We start from the raw sequence: 14,737 nt of genomic DNA on the forward strand, positions 1-14,737 counted from the left end.
GTTCCGGCTCATATCTTCAGAGGTGCCCGGCGTCTGCAGCAAGCCCCGGGGATAGATGTCAATCTCGCGTTGACAACGCCGCTCGCAGGGCTGCCGCCTCCTGTCGGACCGGCGCGGGCAGATGACGCGGGGCCACCGCGGTCAGGTCGGCGAGCACGTGCCGACCCAGTGCGTACAGGGCGCCGGGTGCGGCCCGCAGCGCGACGGCCACGGTGGCGCGCACCAGCGCCGCCCGGGTGAAGCGGGAGTCCCAGTGCCGATCCAGAGTCATCCAGTTGTGCAGACCAGTCATTGCGGTCCGCGCGGCGGCGACGCCGGGCCCCTGCTCCAGGTCGACGTCGCGGCACCGGGCCTGCGCGGCGGCCGCGAGGCGTTGCCGGCGCTGCTCGGCGGCCTGCCGGCTGCCCAATCCCACGGCGGCGGCGATCCGGGCCCACGTGGCGCCCGCGTGGCGCGCACGGTCGATGAGGTCCAGTTCCTGCTCGTCCAGCAGTGCACGAGCCGCACGGATCTCCGCAAGCCGGACCAGTTCGTCTGCCACGTCGTCAACGCTATGTTGACGCGCTCGCGGAACCCAGCCGCGGGACGGCGCTTTCCGCAACGGGCGGACCACGGCTGCTGCCACCGCCGACAATGGGCGGCGCGTACGGTTCCGGGCCTCTCGTGTGCGGTCACGCGACGACGAGAAGGGTCATCTCATGGCGGGGCGGATTCCCGGGGGAGGGTCAGCAGCCGGCGTGCTCACCATCGCCGTACTGCCATGACTTGTCGCCGCACCGGCATGACCCGTCGCCGTTAGCGGCATGATCCATCGCCGTTCTGGCGGGATCCGGTTCCCGCACCCGTTGGTGCGGGATTTCTCCGCCGGTTCTTGCCCCAGTGCCGCCCGGACGGGCCCCAGCCGAGATGTTGATCTGCTAGCGATACGAAATTGCTGTGATCAAGGGGTCAACACCGCGATTTCGCTACGCCAGCAGATCAACACCGCCGCGCGGACGCCACGCAGCCGACCGCTTCCCGTCACCGAGGTCGGGCTGGGGGCGACGTAGGCCCGCGGACGCCACGTAGCCGACCGCTCCCCGTCGCCGAGGTCGGGCTGGGGGCGACGTAGGCCCCCTGCCCAGCCGCGAGCGTGCCGGCGGGGCGTCGCCGAGCGGCCGGATGGCGCGGTCAGGCGCGGGCGGCGCGGCGGCGGGCGTTCTGGTTGCGGATTTTTGTGCTGGTGCCGCAGGCGTCCATGCTGCACCAGCGGCGGCTGCTGTTCTTGCTGGTGTCCAGGAACAGGCCGCGGCAGCCGGCGGCGCAGAGCTTGACGCGGGCGAGCGGGCCGGTGGTCAGCAGTTTCGCGGCGGCCACCGCGGCCGGCCACCACGCGCGGTGCAGGTGGTCGGCGGGCAGCGTCCAGACGAAGGTGTCGCCGCGCTGTTCGAGGCGGGCGGTGGCGAGCGCGGCGGCGTACCCCTGCTGGATGAGGGTGAGGTCCGCCGGGGCCGGTGGGGTGCCGCCGGCCCGGCCCGCGAAGACCCGGAAGATCGCTTCGCGCAGGGTGAGCGCCGCGGTGTGTGACGCCTGCGCGGCCTGCGGGCGCGCCGCGGCGAGGGTGTGCAGGTGGCGGGTGGCGGGTGCGTCGAGCAGCCCGGCGTACGCCGCCCAGCGCACCAGATCGCCGTATCCGGGCACGTGTTCCGGCTGCGGTGCGCCGTCGCGGCGGTCGGCGGTGTTGGCGAAGTCGAGGCAGGTGTTGCCGCCGTACAGCGCGGGGAAGCCGCTCATTGATCCCACCGAAACGGCTTTAGGGGGTAGCTGTGGCCGATGGCTACCGGCTACCACACTTTAGCCCGCATCAGCGCTGGTGGGGAGCGTCGGGGCATGCGCGAGTCGCGGGTGGCCGACCCGCGCAGGGCGGTGAGCTATCGTGAGCGGGAGCGCTCCCAGGTTTCGGCACGTGCCGGGCGGGCGCCAAGGTGAGAGCGCCGGTGAGAAAGCGCGCCGGGCGGGCCGGAGCCGGGGCAGTCGGCTCGGCCCGCCCGGCGCGCGGCCCGGGTTGCGGGGACGGTCCGCGACCCGGGCCGAACCCGCGGCGGCGCGTTCCTGACGGCCCGGCTTTCCGTCACCGCGTTCCCGGTCCGCATCGGCCGTCGCGCCTGCGAGTGGACCTCGGCGTCCCGGGACGCGTCGTCGTCGCTTACGCCACAACCGCCGGGCGCTACAGCGGGACAGCCTCCCGCTTCGGCCGCGGAAGCGACCGCCGGGCGGCCTCCCGTTCCGGCGGCAGAGGCGAGCGCCGGGCGCTACAGCAGGGCGGCTTCCCGTTCCGGCGGCAGCCCGACCACGGGACGGTCCGCGCGCTGCGGCGGCCCGTCCGGCAGGGACCGCAGCCACGCCCAGGTGTCGGTCACCGTGTCGCGGACCGGGCGGCAGCGCAACCCCGCCGCCACCGCCCGGGAGACGTCGCCGCCGTGCAGGAAGTCGTGCAGGGGGCCCGGCGGCAGCCACACCGGCAGCTGTGTCCAGGGTTCGATGCCGGCGTCGAGGATCGCCCGCGGGTCGGTCCAGCGCAGGTCGGCGTGCCCGCCGGTGACCTCGTTGGCGACGTCCAGGAACTCGCCCATGGTGGTGTGCCCGGGTTCGCTGACCACGTCGTAGGGGTCGGTGCGCCCGGCGGCCGCAGCGTCGAGGACGAAGTCGGCCAGGTCGCGGGCGTCGACGTACTGCAGGGGCAGGTCGCGCGGGCCGGGCGCCAGGGTGGGGCCGCCGCGTTCGAGCCGGCGCAGCCACCAGGGCAGCCGGCCGATGTCCTCGTGCGGGCCCAGGATCAGGCCGGCGCGGGCCAGCAGCAGCGGCCCGCCGAACCGGGCGGCCGCGATCTCCCCGCGCAGCTTGTCACCGGCGTAACCGGGGTCGTCCGCGTCCACCAGCGGCGCGTCCTCACCCGAGACCCGGGTGCCGGCCTGCTCGTCGTAGTGGTACACCGACCGGCTCGAGATGTAGGTGTAGTGTCCGGCCCGCCCGGCCAGCGCCGACGCCGCCGCACCCACCACGGACGCCTGCGCCGACCACGTGTCGATCACCGCGTCGAACGTCTCGTCTCCGAGGGCGCCCAGCCCGGCGTACTCTGCGGACCCGGCGTCCCGGCTCCCGATGCCGGCGTCCGAAGGCCCGGACCCGGCACCGGAGCTGGGCGCGGAGCCGGCGTCCGCCCCGGGCGACCGATCCCCGACGAGCACCCGCACCCCGGGCACCGCCGGGCGCCGCCCCCGGTTGAGCACCGTCACCGCACAACCGCGGGCGACCGCCGCGGAGGCGACCGCCCGTCCTACGAAACCACTTCCGCCGAGCACCAGGATCCGCATGCGCCGAAGCCTGCCCGACGGGGCCGGCACACCGGTAGCCCGATCTGCCGGCAGCAGATTCAGCGCCCGGCGGAAAACGTGGTCAGGGCCTCCACGACCAGGGCGTGGTCCTCGGCCTGCGGCAGGCCGCTGACGGTGACGACCGCGACCACGCCGGCGCCGGTGACCCGTACCGGGAAAGCTCCGCCGTGCGCCGCGAAGAGCGCGGGGTCCACGCCCAGCTCCGCCGAGAGGCTCTGGCCCTTGGCCGCCAGCCGGCGGCCCACCAGGTAGCTGGAGGCGCCGAACCGGTGCACCACCCGCACCTTGCGCTCGATCCAGGCGTCGTTGTCGGCGGTGGCGCCGGGCAGCGCGGCGTGGAACAGCTGCTGCTCGCCGCGGCGGATGTCGACGGCGACGGGCAGCTCGCGGGTGGTGGCGAGCTCGACCAGCAGGCAGCCCAGTGCCCACGCGTCGGTCTCGGTGAAGCGGGTCAGGACCAGCCGGCGTTCCTGGTCCTCGATCCGCGCGATCAGCTCGGGGAGGTCGTCACTCATGCGGACAGTCTGTACTGGTCCCAGCCGAGCTTGATGATCAGGGCCAGCACCACGACGAGCAGGATGACGCGGACGAAACCGGAACCGCGCCGCAACGCCATCCGGGCGCCGACGATCGCGCCGCCGATGTTGCAGACGGCCATGGCCAGGCCGAGCAGCCAGGCCACGTGACCGTGGTAGGCGAACACGGTCAGCGCGCCGAAGTTCGTCGCCGTGTTGACGATCTTCGCCATCGCGGAGCCGTGCACGAAGTCGGCGCCGATCAGGGTGGTGAACGCCAGCACGAGGAAGGTGCCGGTGCCGGGACCGATCAGTCCGTCGTAGGCGGCGATGACGCCACCGGCGACGGCGACGGCCAGGCCGCGGCGCCACGGGGTGCGCCGTTCGGGCAGTTCCATCAGCCCCATCTGCGGGCGGATCGTGACGAACACGGCGACCGCGACGAGCACGACCAGGACCACCGGCCGGTACGCGGCGGCCGGCACCGCCCCGGCCAGGGCGGCCCCACAGCCGGCGCAGAGCACGGCGAGCGCGGCGGCTGGCCCCGCCACCGTCCAGTCGATCTTCGTGCGGCGGGCGTAGGTGACCGCCGCCGTACTGGTTCCGAAGATCGCGGCCAGTTTGTTCGTTCCCAGCGCGGTCGCCAGCGGCAGTTGCGGCGCGGCGAGCAGCAGGGCCGGCAGCAGCAGCAGGCCGCCACCGCCGACGACGGCGTCGACCCAGCCGGCCGCGGCGGCCGCGATCAGCAGTGTGACGATCAACGCTTGCCACGTACTTTCTGCAGCCAGAGGCCGAGCATCGCGCCCGCTATGAAGATCGTCGCGGCGCAACAGACCGCCTTGAAGAACACGGCACTCACTCCATTGGCTAGGGTCGGCGTTGTGCGCCTGGCCACCTTCAACCTGCTGCACGGCAGATCGCTGTCCGACGGCACCGTACACGCCGATCGGATCCGGACCGCGATCGCCGACCTCGACGCCGACGTGCTGGGCCTGCAGGAAGTGGACCGGGCGCAGCCGCGCAGCGGCAACATCGACCTGACCGCCCTGGCCGCCGAGGCCCTGGGGGCGGGCACGCACCGGTTCGCCGCGGCGGTGGTCGGCACGCCGGGCCAGACCTGGGAGCCGTGGCATTCCGGGGCGGACATCGCGCACCCGCAGTACGGGATCGCGCTGGTCAGCCGGTTCCCGGTGCAGCGCTGGCAGATCACCCAGTTGCCGGCGGCGCCGATGCGTTCCCCGGTCTACGTGCCCGACGGCGGGTTGCTGCTGCTGCGTGACGAGCCGCGGGTGCTGCTGGCGGCCGTGGTGGAGACGCCGGCCGGTCCGCTGACGGTGGCGACCACGCACCTGTCGTTCGTGCCGGGCTGGAACGTGCGGCAGCTGCGGGCGGCGGTGCGCGCGCTGCGGGCCCTGCCGGCGCCGCGGGTGCTGCTCGGCGACCTGAACATGCCGGCGGGCCCGGTGCGGGCGTTCACCGGGTGGAAACCGCTGGCACGGGCGGCGACGTTCCCGAGCCCGGCACCGAAGACGCAGCTGGACCACGTGCTGGTGGATCCGCGGGGCGCGGCCGAGCTGGGCCGGGTGGTGCAGGTGCGTACCCCGCACCCGCCGGTCTCGGATCACCGCCCCCTGGTGGTCCGCTTCGAGCGCAGGTAGACGTCTTCCAGGCCGTCCTCCGGGTCCCACTGCTCGCCGATCTTGAAGAAGCCGAAGCCGGCGATGGTGGCCCGTGAGCCGGTGTTGTCGGGGCGGATGCTGGCCCGCACGGCGGTGACCCGGGGGTCGGCGTCGGCGCGGTCGAGCAGCGCGGCGAGCATCGCCTTGGCGTGCCCGCGGCGCCGGTGCGCGGGGTCGACGGAGTAGGCGACCTCGACCACGCCCTCGGCGTCCGGTGGCCCGTGGAAACCGCCGTGCCCGACGACCTGGCCGTCGTCGGCGACCGCGGCCCGGGCGATCCACTCCGCCGCGCCGGGGTCGGCGTCGATGTCGGCGAGCCGGACCTCCCACAGCCACCGCTCGTCCACCAGGTACGGGGTGAGCCGGATGCCGGCGGCCTCGCTCGCGGCGTCCAGGTCACCGGCGACGAGGGCCTTGAGGGCGGTGGGGGAGAGCTTCACGAAACGCATGCCGGCATGTTAACCAGCCCACGATTCAGTTGTGCACAACTGGATTGCTCACTACTGTTCCGGGGTATGAAGGCGAGCACGGCCCTGGACGACATGATCTGCTTCCAGCTCTACGCGGCCAGCCGCGGCATGACCGCGCTCTACCGCCCGCTGCTCGACCCGCACCACCTGACCTACCCGCAATACCTGGTGCTGCGCGTGCTCTGGCACGACGGCCCGACCACCGTGCGCGACCTCGGCCGCGCCCTCGCCCTCGACAGCGGCACCCTGTCACCGCTGCTCAAACGCCTCGAAACTCAGGGCTTCGTGCACCGGCTGCGCGACCCGGGCGACGAACGCGTCGTGGTCGTGCACCCCACGGCCGAGGGCACCGCCCTGCGGGAGCAGCTCGACGACCTCACCCAGCGGCTCATCTGCGCCACCGGGCTCACCCTCGACGAGCTCAGCACCCTGCACCACCTGCTGCACAAGGCCCGTAACCCGCGAAAGGACCTCCCATGAGCGCCCTCTACACCGCTTCGGCCACCGCGACCGGCGACGGACGCAGCGGACACGTCCGTTCCAGCGACGGCGTCCTCGACTTCGACCTCGCCGTCCCGAAGGAGATGGGTGGCCCCGGCGGCGCCCTGACCAACCCCGAGCAGCTGTTCGCCGCCGGCTACGCCGCCTGCTTCCACAGCGCCCTCAAGCGCGTCGCCAGCATGCAGAAGGTCACCCTCGTCGACACCGCGATCACCGTCGACGTCGGCATCGGCCCGCTCCCCGCCGGCGGCTTCGGCCTCAGCGTCACCATCGAGGCCGAACTGCCCGGCCTGGACGAGGCCACCGCCAAGTCCGTGCTCGACGCCGCCCACCAGATGTGCCCCTACTCCAACGCCACCCGCGGCAACGTCGAGGTCCAGCTCACCGTCGCCTGACACGCCCCGGCGGGGGCGCGCTTCACCCCAGGGAGTACGGGCAATCGTGCCCCGGGGCCACCGAAGAGCGCCCCCGCCGTCGCGTGGCGGCGCACACCGGACGGGCGTGCCGCTACGCTGGAACCTGCCACTGACGTCAGATGCGAGCGTTGCGGGCCAGGTCACCGAAGCCGTGCGCGCCGGAAAGGTTGGCCCATGCGGATCGGCGAGCTCGCGGCGCGCACCGGGGTGAGTGTGCGGTCACTGCGCTACTACGAGGAACAGGGCCTGCTGACCAGCGTCCGGAGCCCCCGGGGCCAGCGACACTACACCGAGTACGAGGCGGAGCGGGTGACCCTCATCCAGTCGCTGTACGCCGCAGGCCTGTCCAGCCGTACCATCCTTGAGGTTCTGCCCTGCGTGGACGCGCCCAGCGCGGCGAACTCCGACGGCGCGCTGGAGCGGATGATGCGCGAACGGGACAGGCTGACCGAGCACATCGCCGCTCTCACCGTCACCCGTGACGCCCTCGACGGCCTCATCGCGACCAACCGGCAGCATCGGAACTCGCTCGCCGTGATCGGAACTCGCTCGCCGTGAGCTGATGCGGTCAGGCCGCCAGCCCTCGATAGACCTCCCCGCACACGTCGAGGCAGTGCGCCAGCACCGTGTCGGCGGTGAGCGGACCGGGCGTGGTGAACACGAAGATGTCGCGGTCGGCGCGCTCCACCGACGTGGTGAAGGGCGCGGCGGCCAGGGTGTGCTCGAACACGTCGGAGCCGCCCGGATGCGACAGGCCGAAAAGGATCAGGCTCTCGTCGCCGAAGCTCAGCGTCCACCCGACGCCGTCGGCGGTGGACAGGCCCATCGAGTACAGCAGGTACTCCAGCGCCGGGTCCTGCGGCAGCCGCGCGACGGCCTGCTCGACCGCGGGCTGCCCGGCCAGCGCATCACCGGTGTAATGGTCCACCCCGTCGCTGTCGTGGTGCGGTTCGACACCGTCGACGGCGTGCGCGGGGCGGCGGGCGGGGGAGGAGCGTCGCAACCAGCTCATGCTTCCACTGTCTCTCACGATGCGGGCCGGGGCCCGGTGTCGCCACCGGGCCCCGGAACCAGGACGGGTCAGCCGTAGAAACTGCCGTCCGACGGATAGATGTTGTACGGGATGCGGTTGTTGCGCAGGCAGTCGAGCAGGTCCTGCGGGATGTCCAGGGTGCCGTCGGCGTTGGGCAGGAAGTGCCACAGCACCTCGCCGACCTTCTGGTTGTCCAGCGCCCACCGATCCTGCTGGCACTGCTTGAGGTACTTCGGCGGGGCGTCCTTCTTGCCCGGGTGCGGGGTGCCGGTCTTCACCTCGTGCAACTTCAGCGGCGGCCCGTCCTCCAGGAAGTCGGGTTCCCGGGCGGCGTTCGGGTACGGGATGTCGCCGGTCTTGAAACTGCCCCGGTTGCCGATCTTGCCGGTCTTGCCCTTGAGGATCTCCTCGACCAGGTACTGCTCGCCCTTCTTCCAGCCACGGATCCACGGCACCGCGGCCGGCGGGGGCGGGGCCGCCGAGGTCAGCGCGTCGGCCAGCCGGTTCAGGCTGTTGTTCTTCGACGCCGCCATGCGCAGCACGATCGCGTCCTGGAACCCGGCGTCGGTGAACCGGCCGTACCGTCCCACGAAGATCGCCTTGATCGCATTGATCTTCACGGCGTCGGAGATCTTGTTGTACTTCGCGACGAACAGGACCACCTTGTCGAGCCGATGCACGAACCGGGCCACGAACTTCGCGGCCTTGCCCGGGATCGCCACCGCGTCACCGACGTAGGGCACGATGCCCAGCACACTGAGGCCGGCACCCACCCAGTCCTGGTTGATCAGGCCCGCGATCGTGTCCCGCAGGTCCGCGAGCCCACCCAGCACCCAGCCCACCACCGGGATCAGGCTCAGCCCGCCCGAACACAGGTAACCCGACAGCCACGCCATCGAGTCCTTCGGCTTGAAGTCACCGGCGATCAGACCCACCACGAAGTCGGTGACGTACGTCCACTTGCTGATCCGCTCGTCCGCCACCCGCGGGTCCAGGCCCTGGTCCTCGGCGTGCGCGATCTCGTACGCGTCGGCGATCGCATCACTGTCGGTGTCCGCCGCCAGCGGATCCGTGTAGTGCTCACTGATCTCCGTCAGGTCACCGAGGCCGTCACCGTCGGAGTCTGGGTTGGCCGGATCCGTCTCGGTGTCGTCGACCTCCGTGGTGTCCAGCAACCCGTCGCCGTCGGTGTCGGTGTCGGTGGGCGCGGTCGGCACCGGCGCCGTCGGCTCACTGACCGGCGGGGGAGGGTTGTCCGCCACCAGCGGGTCACGGCCCTGGGCGATCTCCGCGCCGTCGGCCAGGCCGTCGCCGTCGGTGTCCGGGTCGGTCAGCCGCGTACCCAGCTCCTGCTCGCGCAGATTGCTCAGGCCGTCGCCGTCGGTGTCCTGCGCGCCGTCGTTCGTGCCGTCGTCGTCGGAGTCCGGGTCGTTGGGCCGGGTGAACGTGGCCAGCTGCTCGATCTCCGTCAGATCGGTGAGCTGGTCACCGTCGGAGTCGGCGATCAGCGGGCTCGACCCGAACCGCAGCTCGGTGACGTCGACGACCCCGTCCGCGTCCTTGTCGCCCTCGTAGGTGATGCCGAACCGGCCCAGAACCGCGAACCCGTGCTTCCACGCCGCCAGGTTCGCCTCGGTGGCGTCCTCCGGGTCGGCCTCGCGCAGCTGCTCGTCGGCGTCCCGGAGCGCGCTCTTCGCCCGCTTGACGTCGTCCTGCGCCGTGGCCAGCCCCGCCGGCGCGGCCGGTGCCGGGACGATGATCTTCCACGGGTTGACGATCGCCTCGGCGTCCTGGATCGACGCGTCCGCCAGCAACCGGATCCCGGTCAGCGTCCCGACGAGCGCGTCCGCGAACGGCTTGCGGTCCTCGGCCTCGTCCTCCAGCAACTCCAGGTACGGCTCGAAGTGCCCGAACACCACCTTGGTGTCCGCCGTGCTCTTCAGCCGGGCACCGTCGAAGTACCGGGTGTCCAGGTCGCTGAGGACCGGCTGAAGCGTGGTCTGGATCGTCTTGGCGCTCAGCAGCGGACGCACCCGCTCCGCGGCCTCGCGGATGTAAGTGGGCGCGTCCTGCTGGTACTTCGTGGCCGGAATCTTCGTGACCGCGGACTCCCAGTCCACGTCGTCGGCGTAGGCCGGCGACGCGAACAGGAAACCGGTGGTCAGCAGAGCGGCGGACCCGATGATCCCCACTCTTCGGGCAGCGCGCATGAAGCCTCCCCGTATTGACAACTGCCGATTGACAGCCGCGGGGAAGGTTATCGACGCGCCTCTATTGAATCAATGGGCCGTTCAGGTCGGTTGCCCCCCGGCCGGCACACAGCACAGGGGCCGGCGCGGCAGGGTGTGTGCCACGCCGGCCCCCGGCGTCGTCCTACATCAGCGGTCCGACCGCCCTCAGCTCAGTCGTCGTCACCACCGTCGTCGCCGTCATCATCATCGTCATCCCCGTCGCCCCCACCCGGGCAACCCGTCAACGTCAGCAGCCCCGCCGCCGCAGCCCCGAGGAACAAGGCCCGACGACTCATCGAACGGTCGTCATCCATGCGCGGATTCTCGCAGCCCGGCGCCGCCCGCGCGAGGACCCGGCACCCGTTCCACACGAGTGAACAACATCCGGCACGTCGAACCACTGGCAAACGTCACCGGACGCACGAACCGCAGATCATGGCGCGCCGGCTCGATCGCATCCGCCCAGTTCAGATCGAACCGGCACAGGACCGGCTGCAACTCCTCGCGCCCCGCCGCCACCAGCGCCTCATGGAACAGGCAGCGACGCACATCCAAGACGTACGAATCATGATCGTCCACCGGCCGCTCGAACCGGAACGACGGACCAAAGTACGACCGCTCCCGCTCCTTGCTCACCGCGACCAGCGCCGCGAACGCATCACCGGCACGATCCAGCACCTCCCGCGTACCGGCGAGAATGTCCGCCCGCAACGGGGCGTTGAGACAGTCCTCCGCGACCGCCGCCGCCCCGGCCGCACCGGACACCGGCGCGAGAACGTCGTACACCGCGACCGCCAACGCCGTGAACCGCAGATTCGCCGCATCCATCGGGTTCGCGACAAGTGGCCGCCATCGCACCTCCAGCTCGGCGAGCCGGTCCCGCACCAGATCCTCGACGGGCCGCTCCGCGGCGGTGCTGTCCGGCCCCTCCCCGGCGGGGTCGGCGGGGCGCTCCCCGGCGGGGTCGGAGGGCCGCTCTTGGATGGCCTCGGAGCCGAGCAACTCCCGCAGGCGCACGAAGAACGCCCGCTCGATGATCGGCGTCCAGTCGACAGGGTCGTACTGATCCTTCATGGTGGTGCCTCTCCGGTCAGGGCCACGCTCGGTTACCCCGTGTGGCCCGGGTGACCAGCGCGCTCCACCACCGACCGGCGCTGCTTTCCTCCCATCATCGCCACCGCGTCAAGGCCCACCGGCTCACGCCAGCTCGCGCAACACCCGATTCGTCCGGTTGGCCCGCACCGCCGCCCGCTGCTGATCCGCCGTCACCTCGATATAGCTCTGCGACGTCGCCAGCGACGCATGCCCCATCAACCGCATGATCTCCGACGCGTTCGCCCCGTCCTCCGCCAGCCGCGTCGCGAACGTGTGCCGCAACGCGTGCAACTGCGCCCCCCGCGGCACCCGGTCACCGATCCCGGCCCGGCGATAACAGGCCCGCACCAGATATTGCAGCCCACCCCGCTGCAACGCCACACCCTGCCGATCCACCAGCAGGGGAGCGGTCTGACCCACCCGCCCGAACCGCACCCGCCGCGAATCCAGATAACGCCCCACCGCAGCATCCAGACCGGAATCGATCGGCACCACCCGAGGCCGCCCACCCTTACCCGACACCTCGATGCGGCGCTCACCGTCCCGGCCACCCACCGAACCCACCCGCAACGCCAGCATCTCCGACAACCGCAGACCCGCACACAACGCCAGCGCCAGCACCAGCACATCCCGCTCCGGCCACGGATCCCGCTGCCGCTCATCAGCCGTGTTCACCGTGCGTAACAACAGCTCCGGCGTGTCCTCACCCTTGAGCGGCTTGGGGGAGAGGGCCACCTGCCGCGGCTTGTCCACCGCCGACATCGGATTGCCGGCCACCACGCCCTCGGTCACCAGGAAGGTGAAGAACGCATTCCACGACGACCAGGCCCGGGAGACGGAAGCGGGGGCGCGGTCCGCCGCGAACCGGGCGAACGCGGACCGCAGCACGCGAGGGGAGAGGTCACTCACGGTGAGCGGCGCGGGATCGGCGAGTTGCAGGATCAGAGCCAGATCCCGGCGGTACGCGGAAAGCGTGTGCACCGACGGTTTCCGAACAGCCCGAGCCGCCAAGAACTCGTCCACATGCGCCGTAATCCCAGTGTGATGCATAAGCACCATTATGCATCACTTATAGCCGTTTGCGCAGCTGGGCCGGTTATCCATCGCACGATCAGATGGATCCGCCGACCCGTCATCGGCCGCAGCGCGCCGGTCGCACACACGCACGCGGCTACACCGAGTTAGAAGATCTTGCAGTGCTGCGGTCAGCGCTCATGCGCGTGTGCTCACCCATCCGGCCGGGCGGGGAGAGGGCCGCCCGCCGCAAGCCGGCGGAACAGCGCGGCGGGCCCGCCATGGTGAGGCGCAGCGCGAAGCTGCCACCGCCCGGCGCAAGAGGGTGATTCCGCAAACCCCATCCGGAGCTGCCCGGCCGCGGTCGGGTCGCCCTCGCGGCGGCTACGCCATTCCAGTCCTGCACCCGGCGATCTTCCTCAGACCCGTGCTGAGCCAGAGACCCGTGCTGAGCCAGCGCCGCCTGTCGGCATCGAACCGGCACTCGCGTCGACTCGTTCTTGCCATGATGCTCTGCTCCAGGCCCACAGTCGGACCCCGGTTCATGCCGGCGGCGCGGAGGAGTGTTCGCGCAGCTGTAACCCGCGAAAACGCCCGGGGCGAACCCCTCTCAGAAGGCCCCTCACTGAGCCGAGTTGACATAATGTAGATTATCGACCAGAAAAATATAGGCAGGTGGGCAGCCACTCGCACCGCGGTCGACTCCGATCATCGCGTACCGCCTCGCGCATGCCGCCCGCGCAGCACACGGTCGACGACGCTGCCCCGGCTGCGCGCACAGCGATCCTCGATTGGTTACGCCAGGAACGATGCACGACTCCGGCGGACTGACCGGACTATCTACCCACCGAACGGCTCACGGCGATGGCCCTCGGCCACGCCGGGCGTCAGACGTGCTGGTGCCGTCCGCACGGCGGATCGCGGTTGGGACCGCGCGAGAGAGCCCAAGCCAGGAGACACCACACCACCCGGGCGGCGCGCCCGTGGCAATGACGGGGGCTGGCGGATCCCTGCGTGCCCCGTATTCCGCTCCCCCGCTTCGCCACTGGCGCGCCCAGCTCCATCACGCTCTGTGGTTATGAAGAGTGTTCGGCGAGGTGTTTGAGGGTGCGCAGCTGTTTGCGGGCCATGATCAGGTCGCCGACGGAGCCGGCCAGGGCGATGATCGGGTGTGTGCGCATGACGACTTTGAGCAGCAGGCGAGTCGTGTCGTCGGGTTGGGGCACCAGGACGTAGGACAGGACGGCGCCCATGATGGTGCCGGTGAACTGCTCCCCCGGTGTGACGGAGAGTATCCGGCCCTGGGGGTGGCCGCCGGTGGCGGTGAAGGGTTCGCCGGGGCGTGGTTCGGGCAGGCCGGTGAGGTGCCGGGGTGAGGTGCGGCCGAGGTTGTCGAGCCAGTCGTAGGAGTAGGGCGCGAGCCGGATTTGGGTGACCCACGGCCAGAGCGTGGTGTGGGGTGCGCGGACGTGGACGCCTCGCCAGGCCTGCAGGGTGGGTGCGGTGACGTGGTCGTCGCACGGGTAGTGCCGTGTCGTTTCCTGGTCGGTGACTCCCCATCGATCGCCGAGCATGTCCCCCACCCTGTCAGAAAACCTGCCAAGGGGCGGGCGGTGGCTCTTTCTGCGGGCCGGCCGCGTACCGAAAAATGGCGGGATGCGTATCGCGGTGGTCTCCGATGTCCATGGGAATGTGCTGGCGCTGGATGCGGTGCTGGCGTCGATCGATGCGGAGGGTGTCGATCTGACGGTGAATCTGGGTGATCTGCTGTCGGGTTTCGTATGCCCGGCGGAGGCGGCGGATCGGCTCATGGCGGCGGATATGGTGACGGTGGCCGGTAATCACGAGCGGCAGTTGCTGACGTTCGCGCCGGAGGTGATGGGGCTGGCGGATCGGGTCGCCGACGAACAGCTCACGGTGGCGCATCGGGATTGGCTGGCGTCATTGCCGATGACGGTGGAGCCGGGGCCGGGGATTCTGGCTTTTCACGGTACGCCGGGCGATGATCTGCAGTATCTGTTGCATTCGGTGGATCCGGTGGGTGGGGCGCGGGAGGCGACCGGCGGTGAGGTGGCGCAGCGGCTGGGTGACGTTTCCGGGTATTCGCTGCTGTTGTGCGGGCACACGCATGTGGCGGGTTCGCGGCGGCTGGGCAATGGTGCGCTGGTGGTGAATCCGGGAAGTGTGGGCTGGCCGGCGTATGCCGATGACACGCCGTTCCCGCATCGGATGGAAGCGGGTTCGCCGCATGCGCGGTACGCGGTGGTGGACGACGTCTCGGGGGTGTGGCGGGTGGAGTTCCGGCAGGTGGCGTACGACTGGGAGGCGGCGGCCGTGCGGGCGCGGGGATTCGGCCGTGCGGATGTGGCTTTCGCGTTGCGGCACGGGCGGGTGCCGGCGTGATCGTGC

17 protein-coding genes are annotated in these 14,737 nt (G+C 71.2%); 5 read left to right on the forward strand and 12 right to left on the reverse strand.

Annotated features, from left to right (window positions below; translation table 11 throughout):
* Positions 1-58 precede the first annotated feature (58 nt).
* The 5 genes from LPA41_RS31845 to LPA41_RS31865 form a co-directional block, all read right to left on the reverse strand.
* Positions 59-541, reverse strand: coding sequence for a hypothetical protein (locus LPA41_RS31845; protein WP_229074807.1), 483 nt, complete (start codon positions 539-541; stop codon positions 59-61).
* A gap of 629 nt (positions 542-1,170) precedes the next feature.
* Entirely contained in the window at positions 1,171-1,773 is a 603-nt protein-coding gene (locus LPA41_RS31850) for an ABATE domain-containing protein (protein WP_229074809.1), read from the reverse strand.
* A 518-nt stretch (positions 1,774-2,291) separates the two neighbouring features.
* Positions 2,292-3,353, reverse strand: a complete 1,062-nt coding sequence (locus tag LPA41_RS31855) for a reductase (protein ID WP_229074813.1) — start codon at positions 3,351-3,353, stop codon at positions 2,292-2,294.
* A 59-nt stretch (positions 3,354-3,412) separates the two neighbouring features.
* Positions 3,413-3,889: a heme-degrading domain-containing protein gene (locus tag LPA41_RS31860; protein WP_229074814.1), complete on the reverse strand. Its 477-nt coding sequence runs from the start codon at positions 3,887-3,889 to the stop codon at positions 3,413-3,415.
* Positions 3,886-4,650, reverse strand: a complete 765-nt coding sequence (locus LPA41_RS31865; protein WP_229074815.1) for a TSUP family transporter — start codon at positions 4,648-4,650, stop codon at positions 3,886-3,888. Before LPA41_RS31865 ends, LPA41_RS31860 begins: the two co-directional genes overlap by 4 nt.
* A gap of 120 nt (positions 4,651-4,770) precedes the next feature.
* Here LPA41_RS31865 and LPA41_RS31870 point away from each other — a divergent pair, with 120 nt between their 5' ends.
* Complete coding sequence (locus LPA41_RS31870; protein ID WP_229074816.1) at positions 4,771-5,547, forward strand: endonuclease/exonuclease/phosphatase family protein; 777 nt, start codon at positions 4,771-4,773, stop codon at positions 5,545-5,547.
* On the opposite strand, the gene LPA41_RS31875 is transcribed toward LPA41_RS31870, so the two are convergent.
* Positions 5,511-6,017: a GNAT family N-acetyltransferase gene (locus LPA41_RS31875; protein ID WP_229074817.1), complete on the reverse strand. Its 507-nt coding sequence runs from the start codon at positions 6,015-6,017 to the stop codon at positions 5,511-5,513. The two genes, LPA41_RS31870 and LPA41_RS31875, sit on opposite strands and share 37 nt — an antisense overlap.
* Positions 6,018-6,083: 66 nt before the next feature.
* On the opposite strand from LPA41_RS31875, the gene LPA41_RS31880 reads away from it, so the two are divergent.
* The 3 genes from LPA41_RS31880 to LPA41_RS31890 all read left to right on the forward strand — a co-directional run bounded on the left by LPA41_RS31880 (position 6,084) and on the right by LPA41_RS31890 (position 7,513).
* The gene (locus tag LPA41_RS31880; protein ID WP_229074818.1) at positions 6,084-6,518 is read left to right on the forward strand and encodes a MarR family winged helix-turn-helix transcriptional regulator; all 435 of its coding nucleotides are present in this window, start codon (positions 6,084-6,086) and stop codon (positions 6,516-6,518) included.
* Positions 6,515-6,934: an organic hydroperoxide resistance protein gene (locus LPA41_RS31885; protein ID WP_229074819.1), complete on the forward strand. Its 420-nt coding sequence runs from the start codon at positions 6,515-6,517 to the stop codon at positions 6,932-6,934. Before LPA41_RS31880 ends, LPA41_RS31885 begins: the two co-directional genes overlap by 4 nt.
* A gap of 195 nt (positions 6,935-7,129) precedes the next feature.
* A complete protein-coding gene (locus tag LPA41_RS31890) occupies positions 7,130-7,513 on the forward strand; it encodes a MerR family transcriptional regulator (protein ID WP_229074820.1) in 384 nt (127 codons plus the stop codon).
* A gap of 10 nt (positions 7,514-7,523) precedes the next feature.
* Here the strand turns inward: LPA41_RS31890 and LPA41_RS31895 are convergent, their stop codons facing one another.
* From LPA41_RS31895 to LPA41_RS31920, 6 genes are all read right to left on the reverse strand, one after another.
* Positions 7,524-7,967, reverse strand: a complete 444-nt coding sequence (locus tag LPA41_RS31895) for a hypothetical protein (protein WP_229074821.1) — start codon at positions 7,965-7,967, stop codon at positions 7,524-7,526.
* A gap of 68 nt (positions 7,968-8,035) precedes the next feature.
* Positions 8,036-10,198 carry a hypothetical protein gene (locus LPA41_RS31900; RefSeq protein ID WP_229074822.1) on the reverse strand — a complete coding sequence of 721 codons (2,163 nt, stop codon included), beginning with the start codon at positions 10,196-10,198 and terminating at the stop codon, positions 8,036-8,038.
* Between the two features lie 191 nt (positions 10,199-10,389).
* Positions 10,390-10,533: a hypothetical protein gene (locus LPA41_RS31905; protein ID WP_229074823.1), complete on the reverse strand. Its 144-nt coding sequence runs from the start codon at positions 10,531-10,533 to the stop codon at positions 10,390-10,392.
* On the reverse strand, positions 10,526-11,293 hold the full coding sequence (locus tag LPA41_RS31910; protein WP_229074824.1) for an L-2-amino-thiazoline-4-carboxylic acid hydrolase: 768 nt from the start codon (positions 11,291-11,293) through the stop codon (positions 10,526-10,528). The genes LPA41_RS31905 and LPA41_RS31910 overlap by 8 nt, the downstream gene beginning before the upstream one ends.
* 123 nt (positions 11,294-11,416) lie before the next feature.
* On the reverse strand, positions 11,417-12,373 hold the full coding sequence (locus LPA41_RS31915; protein ID WP_229074825.1) for a tyrosine-type recombinase/integrase: 957 nt from the start codon (positions 12,371-12,373) through the stop codon (positions 11,417-11,419).
* A 1,031-nt stretch (positions 12,374-13,404) separates the two neighbouring features.
* Positions 13,405-13,902, reverse strand: a complete 498-nt coding sequence (locus LPA41_RS31920) for a polyketide cyclase (protein ID WP_229074826.1) — start codon at positions 13,900-13,902, stop codon at positions 13,405-13,407.
* Positions 13,903-13,984: 82 nt separating this feature from the next.
* Here LPA41_RS31920 and LPA41_RS31925 point away from each other — a divergent pair, with 82 nt between their 5' ends.
* Entirely contained in the window at positions 13,985-14,731 is a 747-nt protein-coding gene (locus LPA41_RS31925) for a metallophosphoesterase (RefSeq protein WP_229074827.1), read from the forward strand.
* Positions 14,732-14,737 lie beyond the last annotated feature (6 nt).

Source organism: Actinoplanes sp. DH11, assembly GCF_020873875.1.
Taxonomy (GTDB): domain Bacteria; phylum Actinomycetota; class Actinomycetes; order Mycobacteriales; family Micromonosporaceae; genus Actinoplanes.